Genomic DNA, 18,406 nt, shown 5'->3' on the forward strand with positions numbered 1-18,406 from the left:
CATGTCAACGAATCCGGGCTCATGTGGACCTGCGGTTCAGTAACGGGCTTCGATCGGGTGCTTTTCCACGGCCGCGGCGCCGTCCACGAAATGCACTTCGCTCCACATGTTGGTCGTGCCGCAGGCGTGGTTGGGGACGATCCGCAGGAAGTCCCCCACGCGCAGGACGGACGTGCCGGGGCCGGTGAGGTAACCGTGCTCCTCGTTGGCGTTGCGGAAGTCGATCCCGTCGACCGGCGCCCCGCCCGCGTCGCAGACGATGCCGAGGATTCCGGCCGTCGCGATGGTGTCGGAGCTCATCGCCTTGATTCCCGCGTCGATGATGACGGTCCCGGCGCGCTGGGTGCTGGTGACGCGGGCCAGGACCGTCTGCGCGCACTGTTCGACGCGCGCGCTGCCCAGCCCGACCTGGTTGGAGTCGAAGTAGACGTACGTGCCGGGACGGGCTTCGGTGACGCCCTCGGCGAACGGCGCGGACGTCGCGCCGGGCGTGGAGCCGACCGAGACGAGCGGGCAGGCGTGGCCGTCGGCGCGCAGCGCCTCGGCGACCTGGACGAGCGTGCGTCCGGCCAGGTCGCCCGCGGCCTCCAGCCCGGCACGGTCGGAGCCGTGCGCGGCGAGGTGGCCCTCGTGGGTGAGGACGCCGCGCAGCTCCAGCGCGGGCAGCGCGGCGATCGCGGCGGCGGTCGCCACGGCCCGGTCGGGGTCGACGCCCGCCCGGTGCAGGCCGGTGTCGACCTCCAGGACGAACGGGACGGTGACGCCCGCGGCCGAGGCCGCGCGGGACACCGGCTCGGCGGCGTCCGTCGAGTCGAGCGCGATGGTCAGGCCGCCGCGGGAGGCCGCCGAGACCGCGAAGGCGACCTTCGCGGGGCCGACCGGCTGGTGCGCCCACAGGACGTCCGCGACGCCGGCGTCCTGGAGGAGGGCGACCTCGGCGGGCGTCGCGCAGGTGAACCCGGTCGCGCCGTGGGCGAGCTGGCGGCGGGCCACCGCCACGCACTTGGACGTCTTGAAGTGCGGGCGCAGCGCGACGCCCGCGCGGCCGATGGACGCGGCCATCGCGGCCAGGTTCGCCTCCATCCGGGCCCGGTCGACGAGCAGCGCGGGCGTCGGCAGCTCCGCCAGGGGAACGTTCACGCGAGTCCCATCGCCGGGCGCGGGTCGCCGTCCAGCAGCCACTCGACGGTCTCCTTCCTGATCTCGGGGAAGCCGGACGGGCGCTGCCCGACCATCTCGCGCAGCCCGGCCACGGCCTCGGCGGGCGTCCAGAGCGGGAAGTCGGAGCCGAAGACGAGCCGGTCGACGACGTCCCACTCCTGGGCGCGGGCCAGGGCGAGGTAGCCGTCCATCGGGCGGGCCCAGCTCGCCGACACGTCGGAGTACACGCGGCGGTTCTTGCGCAGCGTCACGATCGTCTCGCGCTGCCAGGGGTGGCCGAGGTGCGCGATGATCTGGACGAGGTCGGGGTGCCGGCGCGCGACGCCGTCCACGACCAGCGGGTTGCTGACCGACAGGTCACCGGCCGGGCTCGGGGTGGCGCCCATGTGCCACAGGACGACCAGTCCGGCCTCGGTCGCGGCCCGGTAGAAGGGGTCGTAGGCGGTGTCGGTCGGGTCGAACAGCGCGAGCACCGGGTACAGCTTGATGCCGCGCAGCCCGCGCCGGACGCCGTCGGCGAGCTGGTCGAGGACGTCGGGGTCGGTCGGGTCGAGCGCCATGAAGCCGATCGTCTCGGCGGCGGTCTCCGCCACGAAGCGCTCGGTGTGGTCGTTGGGGGTGAGGACACCGGCGGCGGTGGCGCGGATGCCGAAGACGCACGCGGCGGTCACGCCCTCCATCGCCCGGTCGTAGTCGGCCGGGGTGAACTCGTGGGCGCCCTGCCCGTAGACGGGTCTCCAGTGGTCGTCCCACTCGCAGCCCCAGTGTTCGGGACGCTGGCAGTGGGTGTGGAAGTCGATCACGTGTCCTCCCGGTTGTCGGGCGCGCCGGAGCGCAGCGAGGAGTGCAGGTATTCGAGGGCCGCGACGACGTCGGTGTCGGCCGCCAGGGCCTTCGCCGCGGTGCGCAGCCGGTCCAGGTGGGCGCCGATCCGGTCGTCGCCGAATTCGGCGGACGGGCCGGAGACGCTGACCGCCGACACGCAGACGCCGTTGACCTCGACCGGGACGGCGACGCAGCGGAGCCCGACGCTGCCCTCGTTGTCGTCGAGGGCGTACCCGCGCCCGGCGGTTTCGGTCAGGTCGCGGGTGAGGGCGTCGAGGGTGGTCAGGGTGTGCTCGGTGCGGGACGGGAACGGCTCGGGCGGCAGGTGCGGGGCCAGGCCGTCGGCGGGGAGGCGGGAGAGGAGCATCTTGCCGAGGCCCGTGCAGTAGGCGGCGTCGCGGGTGCCGGGCATGATGTGGAACCGGATCGGCCGGTCGGGTTCCCGGACGCACACGTGCAGCACCTCGGGCCCGTCCAGCACGCCGAGGTTGGCGGTCTGGCCGGTGTCGGCGGCGACTCCGGCGAGGTGCCCGCCCGCGATCTGGGACAGGTCGAGCCCGGACAGGTACGCCGTCGACAGGGTCAGCGTCTTGTGGCCGAGCCGGTACGCGGGACGCTCGTCGGCGCGCACCACGTACTCCATCTCCTCCAGGACCGCGAGCAGCCGCACGAGGGTGCTCTTGGGCAGGCCGGTGTCGGCGGCGAAGTCGTTCAGCGTCAGCGTCGTGCCCCGGTCCGCGAGCCGTTCCAGCAGGGCCAGCCCGCGGGCCAGCGCGTTGGCGTGGTAGTTGGCCGACGCCGGGCGGTCGTCGTCCACGTCGCGGCGGCGTGCCGTGGTTCGTGCCATGGGGAGTGCCTCGCCTTCGTTCAGGGGATGCGCAGGACCGCGCCGGGACGAGCGCCGCCGTGCGCGCCGTCCTCGACCACGGGACGGCCGCCGACGATGACGGCGCGGACGCCGTCCGGATACTGCGCGGGTGCAGCGAACGTAGCCCGATCGGTGATCCTTTCGGTGTCGAATACCGCGATGTCGGCGACCGCTCCCGCGCGCAGGACGCCGCGGCCCGCCAGCCCGGCCCGCTCGGCGGGCGCGGAGGTGCACTTGCGCACCGCCTCGGCCAGCGGGAGGCCGCCGGGACGGCGCGTGTACTCCGCGAACAGCCTCGGGAAGCAGCCGTACGAGCGCGGGTGCGGGGTGCCGTGCCCGGTGGGGCCGTCGGGGTCGAGCGCCTGCCCGTCCGATCCGATCACGGCGGCGGGGTGGGTCAGGGCGTCCAGCAGGTCCCGTTCGCTCCGGCCCGCGGCGATCATCAGCACGCCGTTGCCGTGCGCCGCCGTGAGGTCGAGCGCGACCCGCGACGGGTCGGTCCCGGCGGTCGCGGCGATCTCGGCGATCGTCCGGCCGGCGAGGGCGTCCGCGCCGGTGTCCGGGGCCTCGCCCGGGACGCGGCTGACGGTGATGTCGTCCCAGGTGAGCGGCATGTCGCGCCACTCGTCCACGACACGGGCGCGGACGTCCGGGGCGGCGAGGCGGGCGCGCATCGGGCCGTCGCCGCCCGCCTGCGCCCAGTCGGGCAGGAGCTGGGACAGCGGCGCGTTGCCCGCCAGGTAGGGGTAGACGTCGAAGGCGACGTCGGCGCCGCGGGCGCGGGCCTCGTCGATCAACTCCAGGGCGCGGGCGACCGAACCGTGGTTGCGCCGCCCGACGGCGACGAGGTGGGAGATCTGGGTGCGGCAGCCGGTGGCGAGCGCGACCGCGAGGGCCTGCCGGACGGAGTCGAGCAGCCCGTCGGCGTAGTCGCGGACGTGCCAGGCGAACAGGCGTCCGTGCGCGGCGGCGGTGCGGCCCAGGGCGAGCAGTTCGTCCTCGCGGGCGTAGCACGCCGGGGCGTACACCAGGCCGGTGGAGACGCCGGCGGCGCCGGCGGCGAGCGCGTCGGAGAGCAGGCCGCGCATCCGGTCGAGCGCGGCGGCGTCGGCCGGACGGTCGTCGAACCCGACGGCCGCCGCCCGCAGCGGGATGTGCGCGACGAGCGCGGCGACGTTCACCGCGGGACGGGCGGCGTCGAGCGCGGTGAGGTATCCGGGCAGGTCCGTCCAGGTCCAGCGGACGGCCGGGTCCAGGTCGAGGTACCCGGCGGCGGCGCGCAGCGCCGCCGGGTCGGCGGCGACCGGCGCCACGCCGAGGCCGCAGTTGCCCACGACGACGGAGGTGACGCCCTGCCGGACGGCGCTGTGCGCCTCCGGCCCCGACAGCAGGGTCAGGTCGGAGTGGGTGTGGACGTCGACGAAGCCGGGCGTCACCGCGTGCCCGGACGCGTCGAGGGTCCGGGCGGCCGGGCGTCCCGCCAGGTCGCCGACCGCCTCGACGCGCCCGCCGGTGACGGCGACGTCGGCGCGGACGGGGGCGGCGCCCGTCCCGTCGACGACCGTCCCGCCCGTGATGAGCAGGTCCGTCATGAGCGCAGCCGGAAGGCGGCCTGGACCTCGACGGGGCTGCCGGTCGGCAGCGCGGCGACGCCCAGCGCGGCCCGCGCGTGCCGTCCGGCCGTCTCGCCGAGCACCTCCAGGAACAGGTCGGTCGCGGCGTCGGCCACCAGGTGCTGGTCGGTGAAGCCGGGCACGCACGCCACCCAGATCGTGACCGCCTCGACCTGCTCGATCCCGTCGAGCCCGCCCAGTTCGTCCCGGACGGCGGTGAGGACGTTGCGGGCGCACTGCCGCGCGCAGGCGCGGGCCTCGTCGAACGCGACGTTCTCGCCGACGCGTCCCTCGGCGAGCAGCTTGCCGTCGCGGACGGCGACCTGCCCGGACGCGATCAGCCGCGTCCCGGCCCGCCGGACGGCGGCGACCGCCGGGCGCTCGCCGGCGGGCGCGGGGTCGGCGGGGGCGGCGGCGAGGCGGGTGTCGGCGTCGTTCACTGCGTCTCCTTGAGCATGGTGGGCGTGTTCCGGGGTGCGGTCGGTTCGGCGAAGTGGCAGGCGACCGGATGGTCGATCCCGTCGCGGGCGATCAGCGGCGGCTCCTCCGTCGCGCAGACGTCCTGTGCCTTCCAGCAGCGGGTGCGGAACCGGCAGCCGGACGGCGGGTCGACGGGGCTCGGCACGTCCCCGGTCAGCGTGATCCGCTCGGGGCGCCCGGCGCGGCCCGGTTCGGGGCGCGGGACGGCCGACAGCAGCGCCTGCGTGTACGGGTGGGCGGCGCCCCGGAAGATCTCCTCCCGGGTGCCGCGTTCCACGACCTTCCCGAGGTACATCACGGCGATCTCGTGGGACACGTGCCGCACCACCGAGAGGTCGTGCGAGATGAACAGGTACGCCACGCCGAGGTCGCGCTGGAGTTCGCGCAGCGTGTTGACGACCTGCGCCTGGATCGACACGTCCAGGGCGCTGACGGGCTCGTCCAGGACGAGCACCTTCGGGTCGAGCGCGAGGGCGCGGGCGATCCCGATGCGCTGCCGCTGCCCGCCGGAGAACTCGTGCGCGTAGCGGCGGGCGTGCGCGGGCGCGAGCCGCACCATGTCGAGCAGTTCCGCGACGCGCTCCGCCCCGCCGTCGGCGTAGCGTCCCTGGACGCGCAGCGGCTCGGCGATGATGTCGTGCACGGTCATCCGCGGCGACAGCGAGGCGTACGGGTCCTGGAACACCAACTGGAGGTCGCGGCGGAGCGCGCGCAGGTCGGCGCCGCGCGCGTGGGTGACGTCCCGGCCCGCCACGACGATCGTCCCGGCGGTCGGTTCGAGCAGCCGGACCGCCATCCGTCCCGTCGTGGTCTTGCCGCAGCCGGACTCGCCGACCAGGCCGAGGGTGCGGCCGGCCCGCAGGGAGAGGTCGACGCCGTCCACGGCGTGCACCCTGCCGGTGCGGCGGCGCAGCGGGCCCGACCGCACCGGGTAGTGCTTGGCCAGTCCGGTGACGCGCAGGACCTCCTCGGGTTCAGTCATCGGTGTCCTCCCCTGCCGGTTCGGTGTGGCCGGCCAGTTCGGTGTGGAAGTGGCAGGCGCTGGCCCGTCCGGGCCCGGTCTCGACCGGTTCGGGACGTTCCGTCCGGCACCGGTCGCGGACCAGCGGGCAGCGCGGCGCGAACGGGCAGCCCGCGGTGACGTCGCCCGGTCCGGGCGGCGCGCCCGGGATCGGGGTCAGCTCGTCGGCGTCCTCGTCCATCCGCGGCAGGCTGTCCAGCAGCCCCCGGGTGTAGGGGTGCCGGGGCGAGCGGAAGATCTCGGCGACCGGGCCGTGCTCGACGACCCGCCCGGCGTACATCACCACGACCCGGTCGGCCATCTCGGCGACCACGCCCAGGTCGTGCGTGATCAGGACGGTGGCGGCGCCGGTCTCCCGCCGGGCGTCCCGCAGCAGGTCGAGCACCTGGGCCTGGACGGTGACGTCCAGCGCGGTCGTCGGCTCGTCGGCGATCAGCAGGTCGGGCTCGTTGGCGACGGCCATCGCGATCATCGCGCGCTGCCGCATCCCGCCGGAGAACTCGTGCGGGTACTGCTTGAGCCGCTTCGCGGCGCCGGGCACCCCGACGAGCGCGAGCAGTTCGGCGGCGCGCCGCCGCGCGTCCGCGCGGGACATCCGCGCGTTGTGCAGCCGCAGCGCCTCGGTGAGCTGGCCCCCGATCGTCATGACCGGGTTCAGCGCGGTCATCGGATCCTGGAAGATCATCGCGATCCGGCCGCCGCGCAGCCGCCGCAGCTCGCGCGGCGGCAGCCCGCGCAGGTCGACGCCGTCGAACACGACCCGTCCGGACGCCACCCGGCCGGGCGGCTTGATCAGCCCGAGCGCCGACATCGCGGTGACGCTCTTGCCCGACCCCGACTCGCCCACCACGCCGAGGGTCTCCCCCGGCAGGACGGTGTAGGCGACGCCGTCCACCGCGCGGACGGTGCCCTCGTCGGTGTCGAACTCGACGACCAGGTCCTCGATCTCCAGCAGCGGAGCGTTCACTTGTCACCACCCCGTCCGGCGGGGGTGACGGCGTCGCGCAGCCCGTCCCCCACGAAGTTGACGGCGAGCACCGTCACGGCGATCGCGATGCCGGGCGGGATCCACAGCCACGGCATGCTCTGGATGAGCGTCAGGTTCTGCGCGTCGTTCAGCATGTTCCCCCAGCTCGCCGACGGCGGCCGGACCCCGAGCCCGAGGAAGGACGCGGTCGTCTCCAGCATGATCGCCTGCGCGACGGCCAGCGTGCCGGTCACGGTGACCGGGGGCAGCGCCGCCGGGACGATGTGCTTGCGGATCAGCCACCGGGAGTTCGCGCCCGCCGCGCGGGACGCCTGGATGTACTCGTGGTCGCGCAGCGCCAGCGTCACGCCGCGCACCACCCGTCCCGCGACCGGCCACTGGGTGAACCCGATCGCCGCGATCAGCACGGGAACGCTCGGGCCGATGATCCCGGCCAGCACCAGGATCACCACCACGGTCGGGAATGACATCACGATGTCGGCGATCCGCATGATCACGTTGTCGGTCCAGCCGCCGAACAGCCCGGCCACCGCGCCGAGCAGGGTCCCGAGGATCACCGCCGCGAGCGCCGCGGTCAGCCCGACCAGCAGCGACACCCGTCCCGCGTACAGGGTGCGGGCGAACACGTCGCGGCCGGAGGTGTCGGTGCCGAACCAGTGCTCTCCCGACGGGCCCTGCCGGACCGCGTCCAGGCTGACCGCGTTCGGCGAGTGGCCCGCGAGCAGCGGCGCCAGCAGCGCGGCCAGCGCGATGACGGCGAGCACCGCCGTGCCGACCACGGCCAGGCGGTTGCGGCGGAAACGGCGCAGGGCGCGGGCGCGCGGCGACGCCGACGCGGCCTTGCCGGTCTTCCCACCGGCGGGGAGTGTCGACGCGGTCACCGCAGGCTCACTCTCGGGTCGACGGCCGCGTACAGCAGGTCCGCGACCAGGTTGCAGATCAGCACCAGCACCGCCACGTACAGCGCGAACCCGACGATCACCGGGTAGTCGTGCTGGCCGATCGAGCTGACCGCCAGCTGCCCCATGCCGGGCCAGGCGAAGACCTGCTCGATCACCACCGCGCCCGCCAGCATCTGCGGGATCTGGTACATCACCACGGTGATCAGCGGGATCAGCGAGTTGCGCAGCGCGTGCCGCAGCACCACCCGGACGGGGCCCGCGCCCTTCGCCTCGGCCGTCCGCACGTAGTCGGCGCCGAGTTCGTCCACCAGCCCGCCCCGCACGTACCGGGTGAACGGCCCGGCCGTGACGAACGCCAGGATCAGCCCCGGCAGGATCAGATGGTGGAGCTGGTCGAGCGGCCCGCCGTCGCCGGGCGTCGTCATCCCGGCGGACGGCAGCCAGCCGAGCTTCAGCGAGAACACGTAGATGCCGACGATGCCGAGGAAGAACGGCGGGACCGACACCGCGGTCAGGCCGATCACGGTGGCGCCGTAGTCGACCGCCGAGTTGCGCCGCACCGCGGCGGCGACGCCCAACGCGATCGCGACCACCAGGGCGACCACCAGCGCGGCGCCCATGAGCTGCAGCGTCGGCCCCACGCGCTCGCCGAGCACCGCCGACACCGGACGGTGGCCGACGTAGGAGTACCCGAGGTCTCCGCGCACCGCGTCCGCCAGCCAGTTCCCGTACTGGACGACGATCGGCCGGTCCAGTCCCAGTTCGTGCCGCTTGGCCTCGATGAACGCCGCGCCCCCGCTCTGCATCTGCTCGGGGTTGACCATCATGCGCACGGGGTCGCCGGGGGCGAGCCGCACCAGGCTGAAGATCCCGACGCTGATCAGGACGAACACCAGCACGTTGACCAGCAGGCGCCGGACGACGTAGAGCGCCACGCGTCACCTCCTCTCGTTGATCGCCGGAAGCCCGGACCGGGGCGGGGCCGGGACGCGGCTCCCCGCGGGGGACGCGTCCCGGCGCCGCCGGGTCAGCTCAGCTTCCAGTTCGCGAAGTCCCAGAACCCGAGCTCGTTGGTCGGCATGCCGGACGGCTCGAAGCCCGACAGGCGCGTCCGGTACGCCCAGATCGTGTCCGGGTTGTACAGCCACAGGTACGGGACCCCGGCCTGCTCGATCTCGGCCGCCTGCTTGAACAGCGCCTTGCGCTCGGCCGGGTCGGAGACGCCGTCCGCGCGCTCCAGCAGCCCGTCCAGCTCCTCGTCGCAGAAGTGGCTGATGTTGCCGCCGTCCGGGTAGCCCGCGTCGCAGCCGTCGATGGTCGCCACGGTGGACGGCTCGGTGGCGTAGTTGCCGCCGCCGAACAGCGCCAGGTCGAAGCTCCTGTCCTCGTAGGACGACAGCAGCGCGTCCACCTGGACCTGCTCGAGCTCGACCTTCATGCCGGCCGCCGCGAGCTGGCTCTGGATCACGGTGGCGGCGGTGTCGCGGTCGCGCTGGCCCGGCACCCACGACAGGGTGACCGGCTCGGAGGCGTCCCAGCCCGCCTCGGCGAGCAGGCTCTTGGCCTTGGCCGGGTCGTAGGGGTACCCCTCGCCCGCCGGGGCGAGCTCGCCGTAGAAGCTGGAGTCCACGACGGTGCCGGCGCCGCCGAGCACCTTGTCCACCAGGCCCTTGCGGTCGATGGCGTGCAGCATCGCCTGCCGCACCTTCACGTCCTTGAAGCGGTCCTGGCTCTGGTTGATCGCGATCCGGTTGAACCCGGGGCTCTTGGCCGTGACGACCTCGACGCCGTCCATCGCCTCGACCGTCGGCAGGTCCGTGGGCGCCACCTGGACGAGGTCCATCTCCCCGGTGCCCAGCTGCGCGGTGGCCACGTCGGACGTCACCGGCTTGAGGTACACCTTCTCGATCGAGACGGGCTCGCGGTAGTTCGGGTTGGCGGCGAGTTCGACGTACTGGTCGGTCTTGTACTGGACGAACGTGAACGCACCGGACGAGACGGTCGGCTTGGTGAAGAACGCGTTGTCGCCCAGTCCCTCCTCCGGGACCTGCCCGAGCACGTGCTCGGGGATGATCGGGGTGTTGCCGATCAGCCCGGGGAGCCCGGCGGCCGGACGGGACGTGGTGATCTTCACGGTGGTGTCGTCGACCGCGGTGACGCCCTCCAGGGTGTCGGCCTCGCCGTCCGCGAGCTCCTTCGCGCCCTCGACGGCGGCGAACTTGCCCGACTGGGCGCTGCCGGTCTCCGGGTCGGCGAGGGCGGTGTAGGTGAACACCACGTCCTTCGCCGTCAGCGGCTTCCCGTCGCTCCACTTCAGCCCCGGCCGGAGCTTGACCGTGATGGTCTTCGCGTCGTCGGACACCTCCGGCGCCGCCTCGGCCAGCCGCGGGGTCAGCTCGTAGGAGCCGTCCGCCCCGTACAGCGAGTCGAAGATGAACGACATGACGAGCTGGTCCGGCCCGTTGTTGGGCGCCAGCGGGCTGAACGTCTTGGGCTTCTGGTACAGGTACATGTTCAGGACGCCCGCGTCACCCGCCCCCTCCTGGGTGGGGTCGGAGCTGCACGCGGCGAGGGTGCCCGCCGCGAGCACGGCGCCGAGGGCCGCCGCCGCGCCGCGCCCGCCGATGCGCCCGCGGGAGTACCTTCCGGCGCGCCTGCGCATGCCAGATCGAATGGTCATGACTGCCTCTTCTCGGGGGCCGGGATCCCGCCCCGGCCACGACGGTCCGCTCAGCGGACCCGGTTCACCAGGCTGCCGAGACCGGTCACGCGGACCGTCATCTCGTCGCCCGCGGACAGGAACTCCCCCGTTGCCAAACCGACCCCGGCGGGCGTGCCGGTGTACAGCACGTCGCCGGGCTCCAGCGTCATCAGCCGGGACGCGAACGCCACCAGCTCCGCGACGTTGAAGATCATCTGACCCGTGTCGCCCTGCTGCCGCACCCGCCCGTTGACCTCCATGGTCACGTCGAGCTTCTGCGGGTCGGGCACCTCGTCGGCCGTGGTCAGGTACGGGCCCATCGCGGCGAACCCGTCCGGCCACTTGCCGTTGAGCCAGTCGAAGAAACCGACCATCGGGTCATCGGTGTCGCGCTCGTGGCCGTAGTCCATCTTCCGGCCGGACACGTCGTTGCCGATCGTGTAGCCGCCGACGTGCTCCAGCGCGCTCTCGAGCGGGATGTCCTTGCCGCCGCGCCCGATGACCGCGACCAGCTCGGCCTCCCAGTCCACGTTCGGGCTCACCGACGGGATCGCGATGTCCTCGCCGGGGCCGCTGACCGAGGTGCCGGGCTTGAGGAACAGCCGCGGTGAGATGCGCGACTTGTCCAGGCGGTCGCCGCCGGTCTCCTCCACGTGCTCCTGGTAGTTGGCCGCGACCGCGAGCACCTTGCCCGGACGGGCCAGCGGTGCGAGCAGCGCGACCTCCGCCAGCGGATGCTCGCCGGACGGCTCCGGCAGCGCGTCCAGCGCACCGATCACCGCGCTCAGGTCGCCGGGGCCGAGATCGGTGACGGCCCCGGCATCGGTGATCCGGCCGTGGCGGACCTCGCCGTCGCCGGGCCGGCGGTAGGTGGCGAGCTTCATGCGTTGTCCTCCTGGGAATCGTGCGGCGGGGGGTCGATCGGCACGGGGGTGCCGAGGGCGAGGGAGCGGGCCGCGGCATCGGTGACGCGCAGCGCGGCGACGGCGTCCGCGGGGCCCGCCTCGGGCGGGCGTCCGGAGACGATCGCGGTGTGCAGGGCGGTGAGCATCCGGCCGACCGTGCCGTCCCCGTGCCACGCCGCGCGGGTGCCGACCACCGACCGGACGGTCGCCGCGGGACGCGCGGCGTCGACGTCCATGACGCCGCCGGACCCGCTGATCCGGTACCGGTGCAGCGCCAGGCTCCCGAGCGGGGCGGTGGTCCCCGGCAGCCGTCCGACCGTGATCGTGCTGGTCAGGCCGCTGTCGTGGTCGAGGAGGAGCACGGTGGAGCGGCGCGGGTCGCGGCCCGGCAGGGCGTGCACCCGGCGGACGGCCCGGCCGGTCAGGGCGAGCACCACGTCCACCGGGTACAGCCCGAAGTTGACCAGCTCGCCCTCGGGGCACGGGTCCCCGCCGTCCACGAGGAAGTCGGCCTGGACGTTCCAGGGCAGGCCGATCCGTCCCGCCGCCAGGGCGCTCGCGGCCGAGCGGACGGACGCGCCGAACCGGTGGTGGTGCGCGGGCATGCAGACCAGGCCCGTCTCCGCGGCCGCGTCCGCGACGCGCCGCGCGTCCGCGACGTCCGGCGCCATCGGCTTGTCGGCCAGCACGTGGCAGCCGGCGCGCAGCGCCTCGACGATCCGGTCCGCGCGCTCGCCGGGCGGGGCGCACACCGAGACGACCTGGGCGCCGGTCTCGCGAATCGCGGCCGTGAGGTCGCCCGCGGCCGCCGGCCCGGTCGCCTCGACGAGGGTGAAGCCGGGGTGCGCGCGGAAGGCGGGCACGTACATGTCGCTCTGGTGATCCTGCGTGCCGAGGCCGCTCGATCCCCAGGGCAGCGTCCGCAGCGTCACGCGGCCTCCTTCAGGACGTCGTCGACCCGCACGGGCAGGCCGGTGGCGATGGAACGTTCCGCCGCGACGCCCATGCCGACGGCCAGCAGCCCGTCGGCACCGGTCACGGTGGCGGGGGCGCCGGTGACGGCGTCCGCCCAGGCGGCCATCTGGGTGGCGAACCCGTCGGTGCCCGCGGGCGGGAGCAGCGCCGTCCCGGACTCGTCGGTGACGGTCCCGGACTCGGCGTCCCAGGGCAGCGCCAGCATCCCGCCGGTGCCCGTGACCAGCACGTCCCGGCGCGCGTAGGAGGCGGGCCGGTGCCCGCGGCTCATCTCGCACACCGCGACCGCGCCGCCCGCGAACCGGACCGTCATCTCCAGGTAGTCGTAGATCTCCAGCTCGGCCGCCGTCTGGCGGCGGCCCCGCGCGTGCACGGTCTCCGGGGTGTCGCCCGTCCACCAGGTGACCAGGTCCAGCAGGTGGACGCCGTTGTGGAGGGCGTGGCCGCCGGACCGGGACGGGTCGAGCATCCAGCCGCGCCAGTCCGGCCAGATCCAGCCGCCGAGGATCGACAGCCGGACCAGGTCGACGTCGCCCAGCTCCCCGGAGCGGATCACGTCCTGGACCGTCAGCGCGTAGTCGTAGTGCCGGTGGCTGTGCGCGGGCATCAGCACCCGCCCCGCCCGCGCGAACGCTTCGACGGCGCGCCGGGCGCCGGGGACGTCCGTGGCCAGCGGCTTCTCGATCAGCAGGTGCGCGCCCGCGGCGGCGACCCGCTCGGCGATGCCGGCGTGCGTGTCGTTGGGGGTGCACACGACGGCGCCGTCCGCGCGCGTCTCCGCCAGCGCGGCGTCCAGGTCGGTGTACCAGGGGACGCCCCCGTTGGCGCGGGACGCGGCGGCGGCCCGGCCGGGGTCGATGTCCACGACGCCGGCGAGTTCCAGGCGTGGCTCGGCATGGACCGCGGCCGCGTGCTGCGCGGCGATGAAGCCGGTGCCGACGACCAGCACCCGCACTGTCGCGGAAAGGGATTCCATGCCGGTGAATACTGCGCGGTGGACGATTCGAACGTCAAGGGGTTGATGGACTTTTCTTTACCCCATCCCTGCTCAGAGCCCATGCAGACCGGTCGAACCGTTGACATGGAACGCCTTTTCATGCAGCATCCACGCCGAAACAAGACCGTAACAGCGTGCTGATCTACTTGGGGGGAACCCGATGACGACCGCCGACCTGGCCCGGCCATCCTCCGGCGGCGCGGACCCGCTGGCCGCCGCGCGGGAGGTGATCCCCGGCGGCGTCAACTCCGCCACCCGCCTGGTCGGCCCGCCGCACGCGCTCGCCGGTGCGTCCGGCGCGTACGTCACCGACACCGAGGGCCGCCGCTACCTCGATTACCACGCCGCGTTCGGCGCGATCCTGCTCGGCCACGCCGCGCCCGAGGTGGACGGCGCGGTCCTGTCGGCGATCGGCGGGCTGGACCTGGTCGGCTGGGGCGTCACCGCACCCGAGATCGAGCTGGCGCGGCTGGTGACCGAGGTGATCCCGTCCGCGGAGCAGACGATCTCGACGATGTCGGGCAGCGAGGCCACCGCGCAGGCGGTGCGGCTGTCGCGGGCGGTCACCGGCCGCCCGCTGATCGTCAAGTTCCAGGGCGGCTTCCACGGCTGGCACGACGCGGTCGCCCGCAACGTGATCTCCAAGCCGGAGCGCGCCTACGGCAGCGACCCGCTCTCCAGCGGCATCCTGCCCGAGGCCCTGGCCTCGACGCTGATCGCCGAGTTCAACGATCTGGACTCGGTCCGCGCCCTGTACGAGGCGCACCCGGACCGCATCGCCGCCGTGATCATGGAGCCGATCCCGCACAACGTCGGCGCGCTCGTCCCGACCCGGGAGTTCGCCGAGGGCCTGCGCGCGCTGACCGCCGAGCAGGGCTCGCTGCTGATCTTCGACGAGGTCATCACCGGGTTCCGGCACGCGCTGGGCGGCTACCAGGAGATCTGCGGCGTCACGCCCGACCTCACCACGTTCGGCAAGGCCATGGGCAACGGGTACCCGATCGCCGGGCTCGCCGGACCCCGGCGGCTGATGGAGCACTTCAGCTCCGCGGGCGGGGACGTCCTGCTGGCGGGGACCTTCAACGGCAACCCCGTCTCGTCCGCGGCCGCCATCGCCACCATCACCTACCTGCGCGACAACCCGGACTTCTACGAGCGCACCCGCGCCCTCGGCGACCGCATGCGGACCGGCCTCGACGGCATCTGCGCCGAGCTGGGCATCGCGGCCACGGCGGCGGGCTTCGGCGGCGTCTTCGCGCTCTACTTCACCGAGTCGCCGATCCGCGGCTACCGCGACCTCATGCGCAACAACGACGCCGCGTACGTGGCCTTCCACCGGCGCATGACCGACCGCGGTTTCCTGATGCTCCCGCTCTCCCTCAAGCGCAACCACATCTCCGCCGCCCACACCGCCGAGGACGTCGACCGCACCCTGGAGGCGGCACGGGACGTCCTCCGGACGATCCGCGCCGACGGCCTGCTGTCCCCCGCCGAGTGACCCGCGCCCGCCCCGGCCGCGCCCCGCCCGGTCGGCCCGGGCGGGCGCGTCAGCGCAACCTACCGGCGGACGTCCAGCCAGACCAGGCGGTGGTCGGAGGACGGGAACGGGTACGTGCCGGTCAGCCGGGACAGCGGGTCGGACGACACCGGCCAGAACACGCCGCCGCCGGTCGTGCGCATCCCCCGGGACGGCAGGACGTAGTCGACCCGCAGGTTGCCCGGGGCGGTGTCGGCGAAGTCGGCGGTGTCGTGGCGCGGGTCGCCGCCGTGGTCGAGGTTCGCACCGGCCTGGACCGTCGCGGCCTCGACGGCGCCGCGGCTGGACGGGACGGACGACGCGTCGACGCGCGGGCTGCCGAGCAGCTGGTGGATCGCGCCGTCGTAGCTGTCGCCGTCCTCCGGGTCGGCGTTCTGGTCGCCCGCGATGACGAACCGCGCGCCGGGCCACAGGCCGCCGCGCCACCCCCGGTCGTCGTAGATGTAGCGGCCCTGCCACGGACGGACGTAGTCCGCCCAGAACCGGATCTCGTCGTGGTTGCGGCGCCCGTTGCGGTCCTCGGCACCGTCGAACGACGGCGGCGTCGGGTGGCTGACGAGGAAGTGCACGGTGCGGTGGCCCACCCGGATGGGCACGTCCCAGTGGCTCTTGGACGACAGCCGCACCTTCTCCAGTTCCGCGGGGCTGTACCAGTCGGACGGCGTGTGCGTCGTGGTGTCGTCCGGGAGGGCGGCGCCCGGCATGTCCTTCCACAAGAACTTCTGGAACGTGCGGATGTGCCGGTAGTCGATCGGGTGGCGGGAGTAGACCACCATGCCGTACTGGCCGGGGAACGTGCCGTACCCGTACGCGTCCTGCCCGTAGGGGTCGGAGCCGGGCTCGGTGACGGCCTTGCCGTCGTTGTTGAGGTCGAGGCCGGAGGCGATGCCGGTGTTGCTCGGCGCCGTGTACCGGTAGCGGTACCGGATCGGGTCCGCGCCGCCCTGCCCCACCGACAGGTAGTTGTCCTGGAAGAGCCGGGCGGCCTCGCCGCGCCGGTCGTAGTCGAACTCGTTGACGAGCAGCACGTCCGGACGGGCGCGCTGGACGACCTCCGCGACCGTCCGGGCCTGCTCGTCCGTCCGGGTGGACAGGTCGGCGACGAGCTCGCCCTCCGTCCCCCGGTTCAGCGACGCGTTGTACGTGGCGAACCGGACGTCGGGCGAATGTCCGGGACGTCCGGCATGGGCGGGCGCGGGCAGGGCCACGGCCGCCGCGGCGATCGCCGCGACCGCCACGGAAGCACCGGCTCGGATCATGAACACTCCTTCGTGTGTCTCCGGGCGGCGCCCGGTGGGGAGAACGCTACGGCCCGCTTCAGGCGCGGACGCGCACCTTGAGTGCGTACGCGCGGGTGATCTGCGTTGCACCGCCGTTGTCGTCCGAGACCAGGTACAGGACGCGTCCGCCCCAGGTCCGGCCGCCGAGCGCCATGCCCTCGACGTTGTCGAGGAGCGGGTTGGGCTGCGGCTGCTTCGCGGTGGCGCCGGACGGCGGGCAGTCCGCGAGGTCGACCAGCAGGCGCTTGCGGAGCACGGCCGGGGAGTCCGCGGCGAGCGACGCGACGTCCGAGACGTCCTGCGCGCCGCGCGTCGAGGTCGCGTAGACGCGCACCGTGTTGCCGACGCCGGACGTCCAGCCGCGTTCCAGGGCGAGCAGGCCGCCGTCCCGGAGGGCGACGAGCTCGACCAGGCCGAGGCCGGCGTCGGGCGTGTAGGCGTACTGCGCGGCCGGGCGGTAGTCGCGGCCCCGGTCGTAGCGCAGGACGCGGTTGACGCCGGACGCGTCGGCCGACAGCGAGCCCTCCATCCCCGCGTACAGGGTGCGGCCGTCCGGGGTGGCGGCGAGCGCCTCGAACGTCTGGTTCCGAACGGCCTCGCCCGCCGGGGCCACCCGGAACCGTTCGGGAACCGGCAGCTCGGCGCGCTGCCGGCCGTCGTGCGCGCCGAACCGGCGGATGGACGGCTCGGTCTCCGAGCTCACGAGCACCGTCCGTCCGCCGCGCTCGGCGACGAGGCCCTCGCCGTCGAGGTCGGCGCCGGTGTAGGGGGTGCCGTCGGGCCGTTTGAGCGTCGTGACGTCGCGCGCCGCGACGTGCAGGCCGCCGAAGAGGCGGGGCCGCAGCGACAGGCCGTACATCCGGGCGGGACTGGTGCCGATGTTGTCGACGAGCGCGAGGGCCCGGCCGGGCCGGGTGACGGCGATGGCCGAGAGCCCGGACACGGCCGTCCCGCCGAACTCGGTCTTGTCCAGCGCGTCCGAGAAGCCGAGCAGCGACGCCGACGGCGAGCAGGCCCCGGCCCGCGCCGGGGCCGACGCCGCGGCGGGCGCGGCGGTGACGGCGCCGCCGAGCATCAGCCCGGCGGCGGGGATGAGCAACCTACGTGTCCACATGTCGGCCTCCGGGGGGATGAACGCGTCGCCCCGCGAGCGTACGGCCGGGCGGCCCGCGCCGCCCGAGCATGATCGAAGCTCCCGCCGAACATCAGGTGAACGCCCGCCTGCACCGGCGCCCGGCGAGCGGCCACCGGCCAAACCGTCCGCTTTCCGGCAATCACGACGTTCCGATTGCCGCCCTGCCTCCCGATCTCCACGATTGGACCGACACCGGGATTCGGAGGCGACGTGAGCGACCAGGGCGAGGGCCGTACGGCCGACATCGACACGTCCGTGCCGCATTCGGCGCGGATCTGGAATTACTGGCTGGGCGGCAAGGACAACTATCCGGTCGATCGCATCGCGGGCGACGAATACGTCGAGACGTTCCCGGGGATCACGACGGTCGCGCGGCTGACCCGGCACTTCCTGAAGCGGTCCGTCGGTTTCATGGCGGGCGAGGCCGGTCTCCGCCAGTTCCTCGATGTGGGCACCGGGCTGCCCACCGCCGACAACGCCCACCAGGTCGCGCAGCGCGTCGCGCCCGAGGCACGGATCGTCTACGTGGACAACGACCCGCTCGTCCTGCTGCACGCGCAGGCGCTGCTGACCGGGACGGCGGCGGGCGCGACCGACTACGTGGACGCCGACCTGCGGGAGCCGGACAAGATCCTGGACGCGGCGGCGCGCACGCTCGACCTCGATCGTCCGGTCGGGCTGACGTTCATGGGCGTCCTCGGCCACCTGGAGGACGACGACGAGGTGAAGCACCTGATCGACCGGCTCGTCGGGGGCCTCGCACCCGGCAGCCACGTGGCGATCGCGGACGGCAGCAGCGTCGCGTCCGAAGCCTTCCAGGAGGCGCAGCAGGGCTACGACGAGGGCGGGTCCGTCCCGTACAAGCTGCGGGGCCCGGACGAGGTCCGGCGATTCTTCGACGGGCTGGAACTCCTCGAACCGGGCCTGGTGCCGTGCCTGGACTGGCGCCCCGAGATGGCGCACGTCGGCGACCGTCCGCCGGTGCAACCCCTCGCCGGAATCGCCCGGAAGGCCTGAG

General features: G+C 73.9%; 17 protein-coding genes. 2 read left to right on the forward strand and 15 right to left on the reverse strand.

Translation table 11 applies throughout. The features are described 5' to 3' along the window. Positions 1 to 36: 36 nt before the first annotated feature. The 13 genes from F7P10_RS11095 to F7P10_RS11155 form a co-directional block, all read right to left on the reverse strand. Positions 37 to 1,140, reverse strand: coding sequence for an alanine racemase (locus tag F7P10_RS11095; RefSeq protein WP_151009273.1), 1,104 nt, complete (start codon positions 1,138 to 1,140; stop codon positions 37 to 39). Then, a complete protein-coding gene (locus F7P10_RS42235; protein ID WP_176611408.1) occupies positions 1,137 to 1,964 on the reverse strand; it encodes an amidohydrolase family protein in 828 nt (275 codons plus the stop codon). Before F7P10_RS42235 ends, F7P10_RS11095 begins: the two co-directional genes overlap by 4 nt. Further along, positions 1,961 to 2,833, reverse strand: coding sequence for an IclR family transcriptional regulator (locus F7P10_RS11105; protein WP_151009275.1), 873 nt, complete (start codon positions 2,831 to 2,833; stop codon positions 1,961 to 1,963). The genes F7P10_RS42235 and F7P10_RS11105 overlap by 4 nt, the downstream gene beginning before the upstream one ends. Before the next feature lie 20 nt (positions 2,834 to 2,853). Further along, positions 2,854 to 4,446, reverse strand: a complete 1,593-nt coding sequence (locus tag F7P10_RS11110; protein ID WP_151009276.1) for an amidohydrolase family protein — start codon at positions 4,444 to 4,446, stop codon at positions 2,854 to 2,856. After that, entirely contained in the window at positions 4,443 to 4,907 is a 465-nt protein-coding gene (locus F7P10_RS11115; RefSeq protein WP_176611409.1) for a RidA family protein, read from the reverse strand. Before F7P10_RS11115 ends, F7P10_RS11110 begins: the two co-directional genes overlap by 4 nt. Beyond that, the gene (locus F7P10_RS11120; protein WP_151009278.1) at positions 4,904 to 5,929 is read right to left on the reverse strand and encodes an ABC transporter ATP-binding protein; all 1,026 of its coding nucleotides are present in this window, start codon (positions 5,927 to 5,929) and stop codon (positions 4,904 to 4,906) included. Before F7P10_RS11120 ends, F7P10_RS11115 begins: the two co-directional genes overlap by 4 nt. Next, positions 5,922 to 6,935 (reverse strand): ABC transporter ATP-binding protein, encoded by a 1,014-nt coding sequence (locus F7P10_RS11125; RefSeq protein ID WP_218040461.1) that lies wholly within the window; start codon positions 6,933 to 6,935, stop codon positions 5,922 to 5,924. The genes F7P10_RS11120 and F7P10_RS11125 overlap by 8 nt, the downstream gene beginning before the upstream one ends. Continuing rightward, complete coding sequence (opp4C, locus tag F7P10_RS11130; RefSeq protein WP_151009279.1) at positions 6,932 to 7,837, reverse strand: oligopeptide ABC transporter permease; 906 nt, start codon at positions 7,835 to 7,837, stop codon at positions 6,932 to 6,934. Before opp4C ends, F7P10_RS11125 begins: the two co-directional genes overlap by 4 nt. Then, a complete protein-coding gene (locus tag F7P10_RS11135; RefSeq protein ID WP_151009280.1) occupies positions 7,834 to 8,793 on the reverse strand; it encodes an ABC transporter permease in 960 nt (319 codons plus the stop codon). The genes opp4C and F7P10_RS11135 overlap by 4 nt, the downstream gene beginning before the upstream one ends. A gap of 92 nt (positions 8,794 to 8,885) precedes the next feature. Then, positions 8,886 to 10,538, reverse strand: coding sequence for an ABC transporter substrate-binding protein (locus F7P10_RS11140; protein ID WP_151009281.1), 1,653 nt, complete (start codon positions 10,536 to 10,538; stop codon positions 8,886 to 8,888). Positions 10,539 to 10,588: 50 nt separating this feature from the next. After that, the gene (locus F7P10_RS11145) at positions 10,589 to 11,443 is read right to left on the reverse strand and encodes a fumarylacetoacetate hydrolase family protein (protein ID WP_151009282.1); all 855 of its coding nucleotides are present in this window, start codon (positions 11,441 to 11,443) and stop codon (positions 10,589 to 10,591) included. Further along, positions 11,440 to 12,396: a Gfo/Idh/MocA family protein gene (locus F7P10_RS11150; RefSeq protein ID WP_151009283.1), complete on the reverse strand. Its 957-nt coding sequence runs from the start codon at positions 12,394 to 12,396 to the stop codon at positions 11,440 to 11,442. The genes F7P10_RS11145 and F7P10_RS11150 overlap by 4 nt, the downstream gene beginning before the upstream one ends. After that, positions 12,393 to 13,415 carry a Gfo/Idh/MocA family protein gene (locus tag F7P10_RS11155; RefSeq protein WP_151009284.1) on the reverse strand — a complete coding sequence of 341 codons (1,023 nt, stop codon included), beginning with the start codon at positions 13,413 to 13,415 and terminating at the stop codon, positions 12,393 to 12,395. The genes F7P10_RS11150 and F7P10_RS11155 overlap by 4 nt, the downstream gene beginning before the upstream one ends. Before the next feature lie 181 nt (positions 13,416 to 13,596). Here F7P10_RS11155 and F7P10_RS11160 point away from each other — a divergent pair, with 181 nt between their 5' ends. Continuing rightward, positions 13,597 to 14,934 (forward strand): aspartate aminotransferase family protein, encoded by a 1,338-nt coding sequence (locus F7P10_RS11160; RefSeq protein WP_151009285.1) that lies wholly within the window; start codon positions 13,597 to 13,599, stop codon positions 14,932 to 14,934. 59 nt (positions 14,935 to 14,993) lie between these two features. Here F7P10_RS11160 and F7P10_RS11165 read toward each other — a convergent pair whose 3' ends face one another. Beyond that, positions 14,994 to 16,232 carry an endonuclease/exonuclease/phosphatase family protein gene (locus F7P10_RS11165; RefSeq protein ID WP_151009286.1) on the reverse strand — a complete coding sequence of 413 codons (1,239 nt, stop codon included), beginning with the start codon at positions 16,230 to 16,232 and terminating at the stop codon, positions 14,994 to 14,996. A 58-nt stretch (positions 16,233 to 16,290) separates the two neighbouring features. Beyond that, positions 16,291 to 17,367, reverse strand: coding sequence for an esterase-like activity of phytase family protein (locus F7P10_RS11170; protein WP_151009287.1), 1,077 nt, complete (start codon positions 17,365 to 17,367; stop codon positions 16,291 to 16,293). Between the two features lie 231 nt (positions 17,368 to 17,598). Here F7P10_RS11170 and F7P10_RS11175 point away from each other — a divergent pair, with 231 nt between their 5' ends. Then, a complete protein-coding gene (locus F7P10_RS11175; protein WP_151009288.1) occupies positions 17,599 to 18,405 on the forward strand; it encodes an SAM-dependent methyltransferase in 807 nt (268 codons plus the stop codon). Position 18,406 lies beyond the last annotated feature (1 nt).

Origin of the sequence: Actinomadura sp. WMMB 499 (genome assembly GCF_008824145.1) — a bacterium.
Lineage (GTDB): Bacteria > Actinomycetota > Actinomycetes > Streptosporangiales > Streptosporangiaceae > Spirillospora.